At 47.2% G+C, this 19,903-nt stretch carries 19 protein-coding genes; 12 read left to right on the top strand and 7 right to left on the bottom strand.

Annotated features, from left to right (window positions below; genetic code table 11):
- Positions 1-9 precede the first annotated feature (9 nt).
- Genes WC734_01975 through WC734_01950 form a run of 6 tightly spaced genes read right to left on the bottom strand, consistent with a single transcriptional unit; the run spans position 10 to position 5,814 of the window.
- Positions 10-1,392 carry a phenylacetate--CoA ligase family protein gene (locus WC734_01975; protein MFA6197906.1) on the bottom strand — a complete coding sequence of 461 codons (1,383 nt, stop codon included), beginning with the start codon at positions 1,390-1,392 and terminating at the stop codon, positions 10-12.
- Positions 1,379-2,497 carry a glycosyltransferase family 4 protein gene (locus WC734_01970; GenBank protein MFA6197905.1) on the bottom strand — a complete coding sequence of 373 codons (1,119 nt, stop codon included), beginning with the start codon at positions 2,495-2,497 and terminating at the stop codon, positions 1,379-1,381. The genes WC734_01975 and WC734_01970 overlap by 14 nt, the downstream gene beginning before the upstream one ends.
- 24 nt (positions 2,498-2,521) lie before the next feature.
- Complete coding sequence (locus WC734_01965) at positions 2,522-3,310, bottom strand: S-methyl-5'-thioadenosine phosphorylase (GenBank protein MFA6197904.1); 789 nt, start codon at positions 3,308-3,310, stop codon at positions 2,522-2,524.
- 5 nt (positions 3,311-3,315) lie between these two features.
- The gene (locus tag WC734_01960) at positions 3,316-3,837 is read right to left on the bottom strand and encodes an adenine phosphoribosyltransferase (GenBank protein MFA6197903.1); all 522 of its coding nucleotides are present in this window, start codon (positions 3,835-3,837) and stop codon (positions 3,316-3,318) included.
- Between the two features lie 28 nt (positions 3,838-3,865).
- Entirely contained in the window at positions 3,866-4,882 is a 1,017-nt protein-coding gene (locus tag WC734_01955) for a glycosyltransferase family 2 protein (GenBank protein ID MFA6197902.1), read from the bottom strand.
- 8 nt (positions 4,883-4,890) lie between these two features.
- On the bottom strand, positions 4,891-5,814 hold the full coding sequence (locus WC734_01950) for an SDR family oxidoreductase (GenBank protein ID MFA6197901.1): 924 nt from the start codon (positions 5,812-5,814) through the stop codon (positions 4,891-4,893).
- 223 nt (positions 5,815-6,037) lie between these two features.
- On the opposite strand from WC734_01950, the gene WC734_01945 reads away from it, so the two are divergent.
- The 8 genes from WC734_01945 (at position 6,038) to rfbD (ending at position 13,822) form a co-directional block, all read left to right on the top strand.
- On the top strand, positions 6,038-7,693 hold the full coding sequence (locus WC734_01945) for a glycosyltransferase family 39 protein (protein ID MFA6197900.1): 1,656 nt from the start codon (positions 6,038-6,040) through the stop codon (positions 7,691-7,693).
- A 54-nt stretch (positions 7,694-7,747) separates the two neighbouring features.
- On the top strand, positions 7,748-9,379 hold the full coding sequence (locus WC734_01940; protein ID MFA6197899.1) for a hypothetical protein: 1,632 nt from the start codon (positions 7,748-7,750) through the stop codon (positions 9,377-9,379).
- Between the two features lie 4 nt (positions 9,380-9,383).
- Positions 9,384-9,812: a hypothetical protein gene (locus WC734_01935; GenBank protein ID MFA6197898.1), complete on the top strand. Its 429-nt coding sequence runs from the start codon at positions 9,384-9,386 to the stop codon at positions 9,810-9,812.
- 33 nt (positions 9,813-9,845) lie between these two features.
- On the top strand, positions 9,846-10,559 hold the full coding sequence (locus tag WC734_01930) for a sugar phosphate nucleotidyltransferase (protein ID MFA6197897.1): 714 nt from the start codon (positions 9,846-9,848) through the stop codon (positions 10,557-10,559).
- On the top strand, positions 10,552-11,100 hold the full coding sequence (locus WC734_01925; protein MFA6197896.1) for a dTDP-4-dehydrorhamnose 3,5-epimerase family protein: 549 nt from the start codon (positions 10,552-10,554) through the stop codon (positions 11,098-11,100). The genes WC734_01930 and WC734_01925 overlap by 8 nt, the downstream gene beginning before the upstream one ends.
- 4 nt (positions 11,101-11,104) lie before the next feature.
- Entirely contained in the window at positions 11,105-11,875 is a 771-nt protein-coding gene (locus WC734_01920; GenBank protein ID MFA6197895.1) for an archaellin/type IV pilin N-terminal domain-containing protein, read from the top strand.
- A gap of 94 nt (positions 11,876-11,969) precedes the next feature.
- Positions 11,970-12,977 carry a dTDP-glucose 4,6-dehydratase gene (gene rfbB / locus WC734_01915; GenBank protein MFA6197894.1) on the top strand — a complete coding sequence of 336 codons (1,008 nt, stop codon included), beginning with the start codon at positions 11,970-11,972 and terminating at the stop codon, positions 12,975-12,977.
- Positions 12,974-13,822 (top strand): dTDP-4-dehydrorhamnose reductase, encoded by an 849-nt coding sequence (gene rfbD / locus WC734_01910; GenBank protein MFA6197893.1) that lies wholly within the window; start codon positions 12,974-12,976, stop codon positions 13,820-13,822. The genes rfbB and rfbD overlap by 4 nt, the downstream gene beginning before the upstream one ends.
- Here rfbD and WC734_01905 read toward each other — a convergent pair.
- Positions 13,791-15,125, bottom strand: coding sequence for a PEGA domain-containing protein (locus WC734_01905; protein MFA6197892.1), 1,335 nt, complete (start codon positions 15,123-15,125; stop codon positions 13,791-13,793). The two genes, rfbD and WC734_01905, sit on opposite strands and share 32 nt — an antisense overlap.
- A gap of 86 nt (positions 15,126-15,211) precedes the next feature.
- On the opposite strand from WC734_01905, the gene murA reads away from it, so the two are divergent.
- Genes murA through WC734_01885 form a run of 4 tightly spaced genes read left to right on the top strand, consistent with a single transcriptional unit; the run spans position 15,212 to position 19,852 of the window.
- Positions 15,212-16,474 carry a UDP-N-acetylglucosamine 1-carboxyvinyltransferase gene (gene murA, locus WC734_01900; protein MFA6197891.1) on the top strand — a complete coding sequence of 421 codons (1,263 nt, stop codon included), beginning with the start codon at positions 15,212-15,214 and terminating at the stop codon, positions 16,472-16,474.
- Positions 16,468-17,742, top strand: a complete 1,275-nt coding sequence (locus tag WC734_01895; protein ID MFA6197890.1) for a S41 family peptidase — start codon at positions 16,468-16,470, stop codon at positions 17,740-17,742. The genes murA and WC734_01895 overlap by 7 nt, the downstream gene beginning before the upstream one ends.
- Positions 17,743-17,756: 14 nt before the next feature.
- Positions 17,757-18,203, top strand: coding sequence for a 50S ribosomal protein L9 (gene rplI / locus WC734_01890; protein ID MFA6197889.1), 447 nt, complete (start codon positions 17,757-17,759; stop codon positions 18,201-18,203).
- Positions 18,200-19,852 carry a CTP synthase gene (locus WC734_01885; GenBank protein MFA6197888.1) on the top strand — a complete coding sequence of 551 codons (1,653 nt, stop codon included), beginning with the start codon at positions 18,200-18,202 and terminating at the stop codon, positions 19,850-19,852. The genes rplI and WC734_01885 overlap by 4 nt, the downstream gene beginning before the upstream one ends.
- Positions 19,853-19,903 lie beyond the last annotated feature (51 nt).

Below are 19,903 nucleotides of genomic sequence, written 5' to 3'. Positions count from 1 at the left end.
TGATAAATATCAGTTCGATTTAGTTGTCTGGTCCGGTGGCTTTAGCTCACTGACCACGTAGAGATATTTACCACTGGATAGCCGGGGGATGTCGTCAACGAAGTTCCAGTCAACTTTACAATCACTGCCCATCGCTCGCCTGATTGTATGTTCGACGTCCGGAGCAAGAGCGGTGACTGAAGCTTGGTTTTTTGTAACAACGTTAATGCAGATCTGGTCATAATCTTTTTGCACCACCTGAAACTTATTTATACTGCCCTGGTTGAATACTACGCCGATGTAATGAATAAAGAATTCAGCCGGGACAATCGTTTTATCCCTGGTTCGGAACACTGTCATTTCCCGGCCATGAACCTTGGCCAATAGGGGGGTGCCGCGTCCACAAGTACAGCCAGATAAGGCATACTCTGCTAAGTCGCCAATATCATACCTAAGCAATGGCATGGAATAATTATGTAGCGTGGTGACATAGACTCGGCCCATCTGGCCAGCAGCGATTGGGCGTAAGTCATCATTGAGTATTTCTACGAATGAATTCCATGCGCTCAGGTGCAGCCCCTGACCACCCGGACAGCTGCAGGCGATACCGCCGACTTCGCGGGATCCATATCGGTTAATCACCGGACAACCAAACACTTGTTCAATCTTTTCCTTCATGAAGGGGTAGAGGGTGCCGGCTGAAGTAAGTATGCCGACCGGAGTATGCATCGAGATATGATTAACCTCAAAAAAATTCGCGAATTCATACATAGCGTCAACGTATGATTCAATCCAGCGCGGGCGGAAACAGTTCCAGTCTGCAGCATATTTTACCATATCGGTCGGCGTCATGCGAAACGCGTTTATCTCGCGTCGATGGTACAGCCAGTTGCGCAGCCGGGTGGATATTTTTTCATGACCAATTTCCAAATCACGCTCCGAACCCCACAGACGCAATTCGCTTTGGCCGATCGCCTGTTTGGCGAAAGTTTTATAATAGATTGAGTTGGCGACATTCCATTCGTGATATGCTCGGTCTTGGGTGATTTTCAGTGGCGTTCCACTTGAACCACCCGATGAATTAGGGTAGGGATGGCGGTTGGCGCTGTCGCGACTTTGCAGGTTGGCAAACTCATTTTTGATAATATCTTTGGTTAAGACAGGCAAGTATGAATATCGCGACAGGTCGATTTTGTCGTTCGATAAAATCACACCGGCGTCTTTGAGAACATGTGAATAATAGGGAACATTGTGGTAAGCGTGGATAATAATTTGGCGCAGGCAATCAGTCTGGTATGAAGCAATCTCGGCGGGCGGGCGATATTCCATAGCCAACATTGTGCGCAGATGACTTAGGGTGTGATCGCGGGTGAGAGAGAGCAATCCGGTGATGATAGGTTTACGCCAATTCATACATTCGATGGTAGAGGTTAGCATATTGTTTGGCAGTATTGGCCCAGCTCAAAGTTTCCGCTTTAGCTCGGCTGGCTTGGCCCATAGACTGTAATACCGCGCGGGACTGATATATTAGTTTGATTGCCTCACTCACCGTGGCAGTATTGGCTTCGGACACGATCCAGCCATTTGATGCGTCGACCAGCTGGGCCGCTCCGCCGGTGCGTGTGGTTAATATTGGCGTACCGCAAGCCATTGCTTCCAAGAGCGTGTTGCTCATGCCCTCACCCGCTGAGAGTAGGGTAAACACAGAGCAGTTGCGATACTCATCTCGCAGCCGGTCTTTTGATAAGTGTCCGGTAAAATTGACCGCCTGTTCAAGGCCTAATTTCTGAACCTGTCGTTTCAATGCTAGCAGCTCCGGACCATCGCCAGTCAGAGTTAATTTGGCATTCGGTACGCCCGCCGAAACAAATTTTGCGAACGCTTCAATCAGGATAGGAATGTTCTTGACGGCGTGGAGGCGGCCAACGTATAAGATGCGAAAATCGGACGGACGCTCTAGGAATGGTGAATAAAAATCCAAATCAACTCCGTTGGGAATTATCTCGTACTGGCGTTGCTCGAAATTCAGGGCCTCGTTTTTCAGGTCGTCACTGTTGGCGGCAATAATATTGGCGTTTCGAAACACACGTTTGATAAATGGATGAAGAATCGAATAGGCCAAGCGAAACTTCGGATTGTGTCCGGGAACATCGGTTCCGCGGAGTGAGATAATTTGGGGTTTGTTTAAGCGTTCTGCCACAATGCCACATGGGACAGCAAAAAACGAATGGACAAAATCAAAGTTGTTGCCGTGGTGCAATGTGCGGATATATTTATTTGCACGCCAGCTATAGGTTAGCAGGTCACGATAAGACTGATGCTGGAGGTTATGATTATGCTTGTTTATGTTGAGTCCGTGAATTCGGACTTTATCCGAAAGTGATTTGACGTAAGACTGATCGGGTGAACTGGTTACCAGATCAATAAAGAAATCATTCTGCCGGCAGAACTCTTTTAATAAATACAAAGTCGCATTACCGGCACCACCACCCAGTGGCGGGTACTCATAATTAAGCATTAATATTCTCACGAGTTTGAGTTATCAGGAAATGGCATCTTCTAGGGCATGTGCACAATTACAGTGCGACTGTTCAGGTATGTGCTCGATAACGTCAAATAATACTTGTTTAACATTTACGAGACTAGCCTTAAAAACCTCAGCATATGATCTTGCCGTGACGGCGGTAATATCCTCTCGACCTGGTACACCAGCATCAAAATCAGTTATGAGCGAAATGTTGGTGTAGCAGATTTCTTTTTCTCGGGCTAACACAACTTCCGGATATTGAGTCATATTAATCACGTCGGCAATTTGGGCGTACATTCGCGATTCGGCCTTAGTTGAAAATCTTGGTCCCTCAACTATGACGACGGTGCCGGTCGTATGGCAGGGAAGTGAAAGATTAGCACAGCTCGAAATGACGACCCCCCTAAGTTCGGGACAGTAAGGTTCAGCCATCGAGATATGGGCGATCTTTGGACCATCAAAAAAAGTATCGACTCGGGACTTGGTTCGATCGATCAATTGATCGCAGACAACGAAATCGCCTGGCTTTAGATCGGGTTTTAATGATCCAACGGCGCAAGGCGCAAGGATATGTGTTACCCCCAACTCTTTCAGGGCGTAAATATTGGCGCGATAATTTATTTTATGTGGCGGGAGTTGATGAATTTTTCCGTGTCTCGGTAAAAAAACTATTTTTCTGTTTTTATAAGTTGATATCAACAGACGATCCGATGGCTGTCCATAGGGAGTTGTTACGGTCAACTCTTCTCCGGGTAGAAAGTCATACAAACCCGAGCCGCCAATTATTCCAATCACATTTTCCATACCAGCTAGAATTTAACTAAATATTTTACGTTAAAATTTGACAATTGATTGATACCCCGCAGGCTCTCAAGTACTATAAAGAACAATACGCCTTTAATATTACCTCCAAGCTTCTGGACCAGGTCGCTGGCTGCCCGCATCGTTCCTCCGGTCGCTAAGAGATCATCGCAAAGAAGAACATTTTCACCAGGCCTGATGGAGTCCGAGTGTATCTCAAGATTACCGCTGGCGTATTCGAGAGCGTACTCTTGGCTGATTGTTTTATAGGGCAGTTTACCCTTTTTTCTGACAATGACTAAACCTGTTCCTAGTTTGTAGGCTAGAGCCGAGGCCAAAATGAATCCGCGCGCATCGATGCCAACGACCTTGTCTATTGGGCTATCCGGAACCAGCTTGGCTAGTTCGTCGATCAATAGTCTAAATAAATCCTTATCCTCAAGAATTGGCGTTATATCGCGAAATATAATACCTTTTTTCGGCCAATTTGGAATAGTGCGAATTCCCAATTTCAGCTTGTCGACTGTCATGATAAAATATTGTAAATGAGTATTCGCATCATTTATTATTTTCAATAGTATTCTTAATTGAATAAAACATTTTCTTATCTCGAAAGTAGGTTTTAATCGCGATATCACCCAAGAGGCCAGAAATAAAAAGTTGAATGCCGGCCAGTATCAGGAAGAATGAAACCAGCGGCCAAACACTGTTGACGAGCGAAATAATTCTGAACGCTCTCAGTATAAATAACGTCAGTCCCATGATTACACCGCATCCACCCAATACAATTCCGAGACCGCCAAAAAGATGCAGGGGTCGAGTGGCATATTTTCTCCAAAACCAAACGCTAATCATATCAATTAAACCTTTTAGAACGCGCTTCCAGTTGTATTTAGTCTGACCGCTTATGCGGGGCCGATGATTAACTTCCAGTTCGCCGATATTGAATCCATGCCACGCTAGTACGGCTGGTATAAACCGATGTATCTCTCCGAATAGATCAAAATCTGCAAAACATTCGCGTCGATACACTTTTAGCGTGCAGCCGGAATCTTTGACATTATCAGCCACGAAAAACCGTCTTAAGATACTTGCCCCCTTCGAAATTAATCGTTTTGAGAAATCATCTCGACGGTTTTTACGCCAACCAGAAACCAAGTCATATCCTTCATCTAGTTTTTTTAGTAATTTCGGAAAATCATTCGGATCATTTTGTCCGTCACCATCGAGTGTGATGAATATTTCACCCTGAGCATATTTGAATCCGGCATCGAGTGCGGCTGTTTGGCCAAAGTTTTTTCGGAACCGAACAATTTTGATGGGGGAGAGGCTGTTCAGGCGTTCAAATGTCTGATCGCTGCTGCCATCATCAATAAATATTATTTCAAAAGACTGATTTAATCCCCGCATCACCTTAACAATTTCAGAGTGTAGCGCGGTAACCGCACCTTCTTCATTATAAACCGGCACGATTACAGAATATTTTAGTGGCGTTGTGCTAGACTCCGAAGTGACGTTTGTTACCGGTTTGGTAAAGTCTGAAGTAGCATTGCTGTGGTTTAATGAGTCTTCCATTGTTGCGGTTATTTCGTAATAAATTGTTCGGAATTATCTTTATACCATTTGATAGTCTGTTCTAATCCAGCATCGAAGCTGGTTTGTGGCTGCCAGCCGAGCAGTTCTTTGGCCTTGGTGGTGTCGGCCAGGGAATTACGCGGCTCGATACGAGCGGCGATATGTTGGATCGGACCGCCGACTACGCTGGCGATGTAATTCACGCTCCGGTTGTCACTATTGCCAACATTGATCACTTCGCCTTGGCCAACCTTTCGGCTTTCCATTGCTAGCATATTGGCTCGGACGACATCTCCGACGAATGTAAAATCACGGGTCTGTTCACCATCGCCAGTAGGTGTTAGGGGTTGATTGTTCAATTTCTGTCGGTTGAATATGGCGATCACGGTTACATAAGCACCTTCCGATGCCATATTCGGGCCAAACACATTAAAGTATCTTAGAGAGACTGTTTCTAGTCCCCAGAACATGGCTGCTAATTTCATGTATTCCTCGCCGACATATTTTTGCAGGGCGTAAGGACTGATCGGCTCCGGTTTCATAGTTTCTTTGAGCGGCATCACGGGCGAATCACCATAAGCAGACGATGAGGCAGAGTAGACGATACGTTTTACCCCAGCCTCCTTGGCTGCCCAAATAACATTGAGCGTGCCATCAATATTTGATCCGTTGCAGCCGATCGGATTTTCAATCGACGCTTGAACTCGGGGCAATGCAGCCACATGAAACACACCTTCGATTTCTTTGAAAGCTGGTTTGATCTGCTCAAGATTGGTGATGTCTGCTTCAATAAATTCAGCCTCAGGGTGTAAATTTGAGCGTTTACCAGTGGAAAGGTTGTCTAGAATGCGCACTGTATCGCCACGTTCAACCAGAGCTTTAACTAAATGAGAGCCGATAAATCCAGCCCCACCCGTAACAAGTGCTTTCATTGGATTATTTCAAATAATATAATCAACAGTCACTCATTATTAAAACAGAAAAGTCAATATATTGCAATAATCCAAAAAAAAAAAAGAAAACCTGCAACCTGGTGTGGCTAACGATGTATCCTATAAATTTATTCAGTGATTTAATAGTGTTACTTTGAGGCATCCACCAACGACTGACCAATATTGAATTATATCGCAAATAATTGTATAATGACCAGCAGTTATGGCCATATTAATACAATATCTGAAGAGGTTATCCATACATCGTGACGTTATCGTGCTGTTATTGGCCGCGGCATTTTTTGTTATATTAACTTCATACGCTTCAACGGGGTTGTCGGCGCGTTTTGTGTCACCCGATGAAACGGCGAATTATTATTTCACGAAAACGTTTGCTCAGCAGGGGGCGCTTCGAGTGGCTGAACCGCTGAACGCAGTAATGCCAGCCATAGTGGCGCCACGGAGCATGGGTATCGCCGACGGTTTCTTGGTTCCGGTGAGTTTTATTGGTCTGCCTTTGATGTATGGATTAGTGGCAAAAGTCGTCGGGCTTTGGATTATCAGATATATCACCCCCATCATCGCCATGATTGGTGGTTTGGTTTTTTATTGGTTAATAAGACGTATGTTCGGTCGATCCATTGGATTGGCTGCGGCACTTTTATTATTCCTACACCCGGCTTTCTGGTACTTCACGGCCCGCAGTATGATGCACAACGCATCTTTTGTTAGTTTAACCATTATCGCGGCCTATTATTTCGTCCGAATGATTTCGAACGGACGTTTCTGGTCCTATGGATTATTTGGTTTAAGTTTGGGGGCGGCTCTATTGTTTCGCACGGTTGAGGGTATCTGGCTGATCCCATTGTTTGGTCTACTGATAGTATTTGCCCAAAAGAAACTTCGATGGCGCTTGATCTTGGTAACGCTAGCGGGCGGAGCGCTGATGATAATACCCATGTTGATTATCAATCGACAACTATACGGCAGTGTATTTGCTTTTGGGTATTCGCCATCGGCTGTGGCATCTGATTCGGTTACGGCTTTGGTGCAGGGGATAGGCGGTAAGATTGGGCAAGCGTTGTTTCCATTCGGTCTGCGTATGGGTGATGCCTGGCACAATTGGACGGCCTATTATTTGCGATTATTTCCTTGGTACGGAATTCCGGCTTTAATTGGCTGGCTGTGGTTCTTGATCAATTGGTTTCAAGAATGGCGGAAAAAAGTCGCGGCCGCACCAAATCGGAAATGCCAGCGTATCTATTTCGTGGCCATGACGTTAGTTAGTGTTTGGTTAATATTCTACTACGGCAGCTGGCGCATCCAAGAATTCGAAAATCCAAACCAATTAATTCTGGGACATTCATACATTCGGTATTGGTTGCCGGTTTACATATTTGGTTTGCCATTTGTGATCTTGGGTGTAAGAGAAATCATCAATCGTTTGCCGGTGCGGTTGCGACGGGCGAGCGCGGCTCTGATTGTATTGGTATTTGTCATCGCTTCGATGAAACTGGTCGTGCTTGACCCTTTATACGGGTTAGCCAAGGTTCGAGCGGATATTAGCGAATACAGCTTAATCAACAAGCAGGTACAGCTAGCAACACCGTTTGACGCTGTGGTTTTAGCGGGAAAGGCCGACAAGGTTGTGTTTCCCGAACGGAGCGCGATTGCCCAGGATCCGTTTACAGACGAAGTTGTGGCTCAACGAGTGCGTGAGATAATGCGTCAACGGCCGGTATATTATTATTGTTCCTTCACGGAGGGATGGTGTCAGGCTGGGCGTACTACTGGAATATTAAATCGAGGGCATTTTCGGCTTGATAAACCGACCGATTTATTTCATGGTAACTTGATATATCGCTTGTCATCCGATTAGATAATACGGCATATTTGTGATATTCTATATAAGTATTTTGACGGTTTTACTTTCATGAATCATAGAACGAGTCAAAAAATTCTAATGCAGGTTAATCGGGTCATTATCGTTCTGCCTTTTGTGTTGGTGGCTTGGCTGGTTTATCGTAATATTGTTCCGACGGGTAAGCTACACATTCATTTTAATGCCAATCAGACAGAATCAGCGGCCATAAAAAACTTTGCCGCCAGCGAGCCGGATGTGGTTCTGGGTCGTGACACCAAGACGGGTGAATCATATCGGCTAATTACCCAGGATCTGGTCAGTTTTGATGTCAAAGTACCAAAACCATTTAAGCAGGCGACCGTCCGAGTCACTTACCAAAATCCTCAAGGTCAGACTGATTTAGCGGTTGGTGCGGTTCAGAAAGCCGGTGGATATTATTTTCGTGAAGCCGCGCAGTATAATGAATCGCTTGAAAAATTACCTTCATATTGGCAAAAGACGCGATCGGGTGATTTAGTGCTATATCAGCGCGATGGGTTGCTGGCTGATTTGAGAAGCCAGCTGGATGAATTACACCAGACTACCGATCAAAACACGATCGATCACACTAACGAGATCGAAGCATTAGAGGATCAAATCGCCAATCATTCTTTTACACCGATCTACGCTGACATTGCTCAATTCACACATCAGTTACCAGACCCAAAAAAAATTGTAGCATATAATTATGATCTAACCGGGAGCGTGCTTTTGCCAGATTATCAGCCAGCAAACCAGGAGACTACTACTGCGCACACGCTAAGAGGATCACATGAATTTTATACGTACATCAAAAACGAATCATTGGTAATGAACTTCGCGCTGCAAGAGTTAAATCGTAAAGCCGGTGTCGATAATGCCAAGATTGAAGTATTTCACGGGGACGATAAGGTATTTTCTGAGGCCATAGCCGACGATGGCAACACCGACGCTGACGGTAGCGCCAGTTTGGTAACAACGACTAGGATCAATCTACCAAATCTGACCGAGGGCGTTTATCGTGTCGCCTACACCACCAAAGATGACGAGACGTTAATACGCTCTATCACTACCCGTCAAAAATACCTCGTCTTCATTGGGCACGTCTATCTGGCAGATAATGCTGAATATTCTTTTGCTGGTGTGAATGAGCAACCGACTACGGTTTACACCGACAGTAAAGAAATATCCTTGAGCACCGCGCATGTTAACGGATTACAAGAAGTAAGGTTTGGTAGCCAATCAGGAAAAATCGATAAGATAAAACAAAACTTACGTCTTGAAAAAACAACCCAGAATGCTCTCGAAACTATTATATTGCCCAGAAACGACGTCACGATCAGCGGGCGATATTTCTCCTTTACGCCGGAACAGTATTTCGACCCTCGGATGGGATCAAAAGATTTCGCGGAAGTATCGGCCGGTCAGCTCGATAATTATGATTATATTATCGGAAACTATCCCATCGCCCAGATCGAAGGCGAATGGCTAGTAGCCAGTCAGACAGTTACCGTGCCGCAGCTGTACACCGAAAAAGGGACAATCCGCATGGCTCTGAACGCCCCCGAACTGAAAAATAATCGACGCGTTTTGAAATTAAAATCCATTGATATTGATTTAGAGAGAGATCCGATAACATTAACCAAAGTAATCGATAAATTGCGTTCCAAGCTACATTTCTAAAAATATGCCGACACCCGAACTTCCTATCAACAATAAGAAGCTAATCTATCAATTGCTTAGTGGTGTTATTGATCGATTCTTTATAGTGGCGGTGATAACCTACTTCTTTCTGTTTCTGGTTGATACAATTTGGTTAGGCTTTGTTTCGGCGAATCTTAACCTCACCCTATTTTTATTTGTTGTAATAATTAGTGGTGTTATCAGTAGTCTACTACCATTCCGAGACAACACTTTAGATAGCGCCGGCGACGCGAGAGGACGCAACTCTGTTTCTAAAAATGGGATATGGTGGGTAGTTGTATTGGGATTATTAGTGAGTGTGGTGTTATTTTGGATAACGAAACAGATCGGTCAAAATGCCATTATTGTCGCGTTGGCCGGTGGATTTATCGCCGCCATATTGGCAAAATTATTTATACTGTGGGAAGATTAACCTAATATTTCATCAAGTAATCACAATAAATCCATGAAAGGCATAATTCTCGCCGGCGGCAAGGCTACGCGATTGCGGCCGCTCACATTAGTAACCAGCAAGCAACTTCTGCCAGTCTACAATCAGCCGATGATCTACTATCCCTTGCAGACGCTGCTCAAGGCGGGGATAAAAGACATATTGATCATCGTCGCGCCCGATTATGCCGGCCATTTCCTGCATCTGCTGGGATCGGGTAAAGAATTTGGCGCCAGGTTTACCTACGAAATCCAGGAGGAACCGCGGGGATTGGCCGATGCTTTTATTCTTGGCGAAGATTTCATCGACAATGATGATGTCACTATGATTCTGGGCGACAATATTTTCGATGATGACGTATCGAAAGATATTCAGTCATTCACCAGCGGCGGGAGAATATTCGCCAAGAAAATGCCCGATCCGGAACGCTATGGCCAGGTGAAATTTGACGCCAATAATAAGGCCATCGAAATCAAGGAAAAACCCAAAGAGAAAATCAGCGATTATATCATTCCCGGTTTGTATGTTTTTGATAACCGAGTGACTCAATTTGCCAAGGAAGTGAAGCCATCAGCGCGAGGTGAAATCGAAATTACAGATTTGCACAATCGTTACTTAGAGCTGGGCGAACTGGACGTACGCTTTGTTGAGGGCGAGTGGTTCGATGCCGGAACTTTTGATTCACTTTTAGCCGCCTCAAATTTCATTGCCAATAAAAACCATGCTTGACATTATAACTCAATCAGCGATTATCCCCGGTATATTTTTCATCGAACGGCCAACTTTTGGTGATGACCGAGGATTCTTCCGGGAGTATTTTAGATTGAACGAATTAGAAGCTGCCGCTGGTCGGCCGGTGAATTTGGTTCAAGCCAATCATTCGCGCTCGGTTCAACGCGTACTGCGTGGCGTTCATGTGGCCACCTACGACAAGCTGATATATATCGTCAGCGGCAACGTTCAGATGGCGTTGATAGATCTGCGACCGGACAGCCCGACATTTAGGAAGCTGGAATATTTCGAAGCGGGTGAGAATAGCCGCCGAACCGTATTTATTCCAGCCGGCATCGGTAATTCTTTTTACACTGTGTCGTCGCAAGTCGACTATATCTACTTTGTGGGGGAGTACTATGACCCGGCTAAAGAACAAACCATTCGCTGGAACGATCCGGACTTAAACATTCCTTGGACGGATTCGGAACCGATCGTCTCGGCGCGGGATCGTGACGGCGCCAAGGCGTTCAAAGATATATTTACCGATAAAATATAAACAGATGAAAAACGTTTTGATCAACAAGCGTGGTTTTGTACCACTGCTGGGTCTGGTCATTCTATTGGCTGTAGCCATCATCGCGGCTGGGGCGATCTATTACGTTGCCAAGTCGGAGTCGACGAATACTAATTCCTCGGTATCTGTTAACACGAACAACTCCAATCAGAACGCTGACCAAAATTTAGGCGGCGATCGGGATGAACATGGCTGTATTGGCTCGGCCGGTTATTCCTGGTGCGAAATCAAGTCCAAGTGCCTGCGCACCTGGGAAGAGGCTTGTGCGGTGGTGAATACCAATTCCAATACAAACGATAACACTAATGCCAATACCAATGCGTATGATACGACACCAACGGATTGGAAGACGTATACAAATACAAAGATAGGATACACAATAGGCCTTCCAGAAAAATGGAACCCAGTTGCTGGGTATGATGGTCGTATTCTTCCACTTCAAGGCGATGATGACGCGCCTACTTTTCAAGACACCTCAGAGACAACACGGGGAGTATCACTAACTATACAGGCCTGTTCGCTTATTCAGCCGTATTTGTGCGCCATCCACTCAATAACAGCATGGAAGAGCCAAGTACATTTCGTACAAATCACCGACCCAGAACTATTGGTTCCGGGTTTCGAGGTTGGTCGCGATAGGGACGGAACACTAACTTATCTTCGCGAGAACAGTAAATATTTTGTATACGCGTATGCGAGTAAGGTAGCAGAGAATGATGTCCAAACGATTCTCTCCACCTTCCAATTCACTGAATAAATATAGCTCAACGGGTGCCACCACAGAGAAATAAGGTGGCGTTTTGGTTTGGATTCGTGTACAATATATGAGGTATTTTTAATGTATTTACACTATGAAATTCTTAATAACTGGCGGTGCTGGGTTCATGGGCTCAAACTTTATCCGTTTTCTGTTGGAAAAATATCCGGATTATGAAGTATTGAATTTCGACAAACTGACCTATGCTGGGAACCTCGAGAATTTGAAAGATGTCAAAGATAATCCGCGTTATCATTTTATTAAGGGCGATATTGCCGATGAAACGGCGGTGGAGCAGGTTTTTCAAAAGGGGATCGAGTGTGTGGTTAACTTTGCCGCCGAGACGCACGTAGACCGGTCAATTTTGGGGCCAAAAGGCTTTATCATGACAGATGTATTGGGTACCTACACGTTATTAGAGGCGGCTAAGAAGTATGGTACCAAGCGGTATGTTCAAATCTCCACGGACGAAGTATTCGGTTCCACAGCAGATGGTGAGTTTAGTGAAACGACACCGTTTGAGCCCAATAGCCCATATTCCGCTTCCAAGGCTGGCGGTGATCATCTGGCGCGGGCGTATTGGAAGACGTTTGGCGTACCGACAATCGTTACCCACAGCTGTAATTTCATCGGGCCCTATCAATATCCCGAGAAGCTGGTTCCATTATTCGTGACCAATCTGATCGAGGGAAAAAAGATCCCGGTCTATGGCGATGGTTTGAATATTCGTGAATGGATCTACGTATCGGATTATTGCCACGCTATTGATACTATTATTCATCGGGGTATTATTGGCGAGGTTTACAATATCGGCTCGGGTGAACGGAAGACGAACATGGAAGTGACCAAGTTAGTGTTGGAATTAATGAATAAAGACGATAGTTCGATCGAATACGTCAAAGACCGGCCGGGCCACGATCGTCGGTATGCGGTAAATTCAGAAAAGCTTCGGGCACTAGGCTGGAAGTCAGAATACGATTTTGAACGATCCCTGAGAGAAACCATTGCGTGGTATAAAAAGAACGAAAGCTGGTGGAAACCGCTTAAGAGTGGAGAGTACCTCGAATACTACAAAACCCAGTACAATAACTTACCGAAATGAAAATACTCATCACCGGTTCGAACGGCATGTTGGCGGGTGCACTCAGAGAAACTCTCAAAGATAACGATCTGATACTCTGGGATCGAGCGGAGTGCGACATTACTAGTCAAGACACGATTGGAAAAGTGGTCGAGGCGCAACCAGACTGGATCATAAACACCGCAGCCCATACCGCCGTGGATGCCTGTGAAACCGACTCAGACCAGGCCATGTCGGTAAATGGCACCGGTGTGCAGTATCTGGCTCAAGCCGCCCAGCAGCTAGATATTCCAATCATTCACTATAGCTCGGATTATGTGTTTGATGGACAAAAAAAAGAGGGCTACCTGGAAGACGACATGCCGAATCCAATTAGCGTCTACGGTCGTTCGAAGCTTTTAGGCGAACAATTATTACAGCGGTACGCCAACAAATGGTATCTGATCCGCACTGAATATCTTTATGGTCCAGGCGGGAATAATATTGTAGACACCTTTCTCAAGCTAGGACGTGGAAAACCGGAATTATGCGTAGTAGCCGATCAGTACAGCAAAACGACCTACACCGCTGATTTGGCTCGGGCTACGGCCGAAATGATCCGTCAGAACCAGCCTTGGGGGCGATATCATTTGGCCAATGAGGGGGTGTGCAATTGGTCGGAATTCGTTTCCAAGCTGTTTGAACTGGCTGGTATTCGTATACCCTTGAAATCGGTGGGTATGTCGGAATTCGTCCGGCCGGCTCCACGACCGCAATATTCTGCTTTGATCAATACCAAGTTACCCCCGTTGCGCCATTGGACGGAAGCTCTAACTGAATACCTGGAATTTCTGGTTACTCGTGCAGACGTCGAAGCCAGAGGGTAGATCGGGATTGATTAGCCGTTAGATATGCCACCCAATGGCCATCCGGATCGACCGCCAACCATTCGGTCGCGTTTTCGGCAAGGGTAATCGAAGACGAGGGGCTAGTCTGGCTGTCGAGCAGTGTTAATCTGCCGTCGTTACTCATGACAATATGCGGATAGTTGCCACACCAACTGGCGGAAGCGATGGGCTGGCTGACCCGGGTCAGCAACTTGCGTTCGTTTTCTTCGGGCAGCCAAGAGTAAGCCTCGTAATCGTTATAATAGAGCAATTGAGAATGATCATCATTCCAAACCGCGTCTTTGGCCGCTTTGGGCAGTCGGACTAGGCTGGTTTCGGTCTCATTTAGGTCTGTGGTGTAGAGGTCTTGAGTAGCGCCGTCTATGAGCACCAGTATCTTGGGATTATCGGCCACCAGCCGATAACGCTCCGATCGGGGCAGGCGAGTGATCAGTTCGGCATGGCTGATGTCACGGTTCTTTACCCAGTACAAATATGTTGTCTGTTCGTCGCTGTTAAGATAATAAAGCGATTTATTGGCGTACCAGAATGATTGGCCAGACAGGGTCTGGCAAGCGACTGTTTTCTCGGACAACAGGACGGTGCATGGGCCTTCGTTTGACCAACTTATCAACTCATTGCTCGAAACCCACTGCCATTGACGCAGGTCGGTGGTAATGAAGTCGAGCGGCAGGGCAGTTTTGGATGAATCGGCGTCAACTAAGAATATCCTCTGACGAGCACCAGACGGGCTGGAGATCAAAACACGATCATTAAATGGCTCTGTCAGTAATGTGGTGCCAGTAGCGTATATCCCCAGGTTTTTCACTGTAGCGGCCGGCAGAGCAACTCTTTCCAACGCTAGACCACTGTCGGATTGTGACAGCACAAAAGCCGCAGTGCGATCCGGTGAAATTTTTACCTGGGCGACATTACTGGCCGCTAATACTTGTGGCGCTTGATCGAGGATCAGGTCAATCGTGCCCAAGACCGCGGCATGCTGACTTTGGACGGCGACGCTCTCTTGCCACGGCAGATAACCGTCCATGGTGGCCCGGATCGTATAGGTGCCGGGCAGTAGATTTGATAAAAACACCGGTGTTTTTTTAGGTTGAGCGACGCCGTTCAGAATTACAGTTGCGCCCTTGGGTTCGGTGCCCAGCGAGATTAAACCCGTCCGGAACAGCCGCCGCTGTGACCAATCAAACCGGTAGCCAGACGTATGCAGCACCAAGATCGGCGCGATAATCACAAACACCAGGAAAAACCCAATAAACATCAGTCGGCGTACGCGCTTGTCCATTTTGACCTTTTCCTCTTTAACGAGTAAAATGTAGTGGTAGCTAGGATGTATTGTATACCAGATTTGTTAAATTGATCAATTACCATATGGAACGACTAGTCATCGATGGCGGCAGCCAGCTGCGGGGTGAAATCGACGTGCGCGGCGCCAAGAATCACGCGCTCAAGGTTATCGCCGCAACAATATTGACCTCAGATCCATGCCGGATTACCAATTTGCCCCGCATTGCTGATATTGAGGCATTGCTGACCATTATCAGTGACATGGGCGGGACGACCAAATGGATCGATCAGCACACGATTGAGATTGATAACGCGAATATCGACACGGCACGATTTAATTCGGATCTGGTTAGAAAATTGCGAGCCTCGGTAGTATTGCTCGGTCCGTTGTTGGCTCGATTTGGCGAAGTGAAGTTTCCTCATCCCGGTGGTTGCGTCATTGGCCAGCGGCCGATCGACATTTTTATCGATGGTTTTCGTGAATTAGGCGTTGAGGCCACAGAGTTCGAAGATCACTATCATTTGAAAGCTTCGAAACTGCACGGCGCGACTTATGTATTTCCTCGAATCAGTGTGACCGCCACGGAAACATTTATGATGGCGGCCACATTGACCAACGGCACAACAGTGTTAAAGAATGCCGCTTGTGAACCAGAAATTGAAGCATTGGCGGAATACTTGAACAGCGTTGGAGCCGATATAAAGGGCGCCGGCACGCACACCATCGTCATCAGGGGTGTCAAAAAAATCAGCGGTGGCACAGCCGAGATTATCCCGGATCGGATCGAAACCGGCACGTTCGCCATTTTATCGGCCGCGACTGGCGGGGGACTGACTATCCGCCGTTGTCAGCCGGCGCATCTGGAAGTGCCCTGGAAGCTTCTCCAACAAGCCGGGGTACGGTTTGAATTCGGTGCCGACTGGGTCAAAGTATTGCCCGATCCAAAATTAGTCGCTACCAACCTGGTAACGCACGAGTACCCAGGCTACATCACCGACCTCCAGGCGCCTTATACCGTATTGATGACCCAAGCCGAAGGCCTAAGCCTGATTCATGAAACTATTTACGAGGGTCGCTTGTTTTACACCGATAAGCTCAATAAAATGGGCGCCAAAATAATCATGTGTGATCCGCACCGTGTCGTGGTAGCTGGGCCGGCAAAATTGCATGGCAGCAAACTTGAGAGTCCCGATATTCGAGCCGGCATTGCCCTGGTGATCGCGGCATTGGTTGCCGCTGGACGCAGTACCATTGAGAATATCTACCAGATCGACCGCGGATATGAAGATATTGATAACCGGTTACGGGCTCTGGGCGCCCAAATCACCCGAGAGGAAATATGCTAGAGCCAACGACCACGTTTCCGCCCGTACCACCTCCGATAGAACGCAAGAAACGCTGGTTTTTGAAATATACGCTGTGGTATGCGATTATTTTTGCGTTGGTCGCCAGTTTTGGCATCGGATATCTGATCGGCGGACGCGGAGCAACTGACCAGACGGGTAATCGCTATTGGAAGGCAGTATCGGACGGCATGCCATCGGCGCTTCGGCAAAAGACGCTGGATCCATCGATGTATTGGCAGGTTTGGTCGGAGATAAACGATAAATCAATCTATCAACCGGTTGACCCGGTGGCTTCGGTATACGGCTCGCTCAAAGGCATGGTGGCCGCGCTCAAAGATCCCTACTCGGTCTACTTTGATCCGACCGAGACAAAGCAATTCAACGCTGAGGTCAGCGGCCAATTTGAGGGTATTGGGGCGGAACTCGGCACCAAAGAAGGAACGATAGTTATTATTTCACCACTTCCCGGATCGCCAGCCGAAGCGGCCGGTATCAAGGCCGGCGATCAAATATTGCAGATTGATACTACCGTGACCACCGGCATGTCAGTTGATCAGGCGGTCGGTTTAATCCGCGGTGCTAAGGGCACGTCTGTTAAACTATTGATAATGCGCGCGGGATTGACCGAGCCGGCCACATACACCATCACACGCGATACAATCAGCCCTAGCAGCGTGACATGGAAAATACTGCCATCAAAAGTGGCGGTGATATCGATTAGTACGTTTTCCACCGATACCGGCAGCCAATTTGATAAAGCAGTCACAGAATTATTGGTGCAAAATCCCAAAGGCTGGGTAATCGATTTACGAGGCAATCCGGGCGGGTACGTCGATACGGCGATTGACTTAGTGGGCGAATGCGTTGGTCCGGAAATCGCGGTCATCGAAGAATCAACCGGCGGTAAAAGCGTTACCTACAAAGCCAAGGGTTCGGGCCGCCTGAAGGGCTTGTCACTGGCGGTGCTGGTAAATGGCGGTTCCGCTTCAGCTTCGGAAATATTGGCCGGCTCTCTGCAGGACTATGGTGCGGCCAAGATCATTGGTACGAAAACGTTCGGCAAGGGCGTGGTCCAGACTTATCAGGAGTTTTCTGATGGTTCCAGCCTGAAGCTGACCACGGCGCGTTGGCTGACTCCCAAGGGCCGCTCGATCAATGAACAGGGCATCACCCCCGACCTGGTAGTCGAATATACCGCTGAAGATGCCAAAGCCGGCCGGGATCCGCAATTGGACGCCGCGGTGGCGCAATTCCAGTCTCAACCATAAATTGACACAACCAAATGAAGGTTATTTTAAAGAAAGACATACCCAATGTTGGACAAGCCGGACAGGTCAAAGAGGTATCCGAGGGTTATGCCCGAAATTATTTATTTCCGCGTCAATTAGCCGCGGTGGCCACACCCGAAGCGATCAAGCGCGCCGAACGTCAACAATCTCAACGTATGGTTACGGACCAGAAGCGCCACCAGCAAGATAAAGAGGCGATTGGCCAGCTGAATAACGCCGTGCTGGAATTTCACGAACCAGCCACTAACGAAGGCCACTTATTTGCCAGCGTTAAAGCATCGACGATTATTGAAAGTATCCATCGTCGGTTTGGTTTAAGGCTGGACGAAACGGCGGTAAAGCTGGAACAGCCCATTAAACGTACCGGCCGGCACACGGTAACCATTAAACATGGTGGGCAGACGGCTCAATGTATTATTGATATCCAAACAAAATCATGATCAAACGCAAGTATATTTTTGTTATGGGCGGTGTTCTCTCCGGGCTGGGAAAGGGGATCGCCGTTTCTTCGATTGGGCTTTTGTTAAAATCTCGCGGTTATAAGGTCACGGCCGTGAAAATCGATCCGTATGTTAATGTCGATGCGGGAACAATGAACCCGACTGAACACGGCGAAGTATTTGTGACCAAAGATGGCCTGGAAACCGATCAGGATATTGGCAACTATGAGCGCTATCTTGATGCCGAGCTTAGCCGGGATAATTACATGACTACTGGAGCGGTCTATCTGTCAGTGATCCAGAAAGAACGCAATCTGGAATACCAGGGTCGGTGCGTCGAAGTAGTGCCGCATATTCCCGAAGAAGTGATTCGTCGGATAAAAAGAGCCGGTGACAAAAATAAGGCCGATTTTGTACTTGTTGAGATCGGCGGTACGGTGGGCGAGTATCAGAATCTATTATTTTTGGAAGCGGCTCGGATGATGCGTCTGCAAAAACCCAAAGACGTCGCATTTATCATGGTGAGCTATTTGCCTATCCCCTCGAAAATCGGTGAAATGAAAACCAAGCCAACTCAATACGCCGTGCGCACTCTCAATTCTGCCGGTATCCAGCCTGATTTCTTGCTCTGTCGGGCTGAAAAACTATTAGACAAGCCGCGGCGGGAAAAGCTGGCTGTGTTTTGCAATATGCAGCCCAAAAGCGTCATGGCAGCAGTGGACGTGGACAACATTTATCAGGTGCCAATTAATTTGGAAAAAGAGAAACTAGCCGAAAAGATTCTGGAACTATTCCAGTTAAAGTCGCGAATCAATCGATTCGGGCGCTGGCGGACCATGGTACGCAAAATGGGCCGTTCCCAGCGCGTGGTCCGCATCGGCATTATCGGAAAATACTTTACCACCGGTAATTTTACCTTAGCCGATTCCTACATATCCGTGATTGAAGCCATCAAGCACGCTGCCTGGTCAGGCCACCTGCGACCAGAGTTGCATTGGATCAATGCGGAGGGTTTCGAGAATAACACCAACACGACCCCCAGCCTCAAGGGGCTGGACGGCATTATCGTGCCGCAAGGATGGGGGAGTCGGGGTTCGGAAGGAAAGATTGCTGCCATCCGTTTTGCTAGGGAGCATGGCGTACCATATTTGGGATTATGCTATGGCATGCAAATGGCCGTGATTGAGTTTGCTCGCCACGTCGCCGGTTTGAAGAAAGCCAACTCACTCGAGGTGGATCAAGCCACGCCCCATCCGGTGATTCATATTATGCCGGATCAAGCCGAATATTTAACCAAAAAACAGTACGGCGGTACTATCCGTCTGGGCAATTGGCCCTGCCAGATCACACCCAAGACTATCATGGCCCGAGTTTATGGCTCGCGTCAAAAAAAGATCTATGAGCGCCACCGGCATCGCTACGAATTCAATGCCGCTTACCGGCAGAAATTAGTCAATAAGGGCCTGATCATATCGGGCACGTCGCCGGATGGTAAACTGGTGGAAGCGGTTGAGTTGCCCTCAAGTCAGCACCCGTTTTTTGTCGGTACCCAATTCCACCCCGAATATAAATCACATCCCGAGACGCCGCATCCACTATTCCTAGCTTTTATCAAAGCGGCTGAGCATAAGCGATACGGAAGGAAATAACCAAAAAAAGCGGGCTAACAGCCCGCTTTTGTTTTGAGATTGTAGATGTGG

This window comes from Patescibacteria group bacterium (genome assembly GCA_041661625.1).
Lineage (GTDB): Bacteria > Patescibacteriota > Patescibacteriia > JAHIZJ01 > JAHIZJ01 > JBAZUB01.
This window is presented reverse-complemented; position numbering and strand designations above follow the sequence as displayed.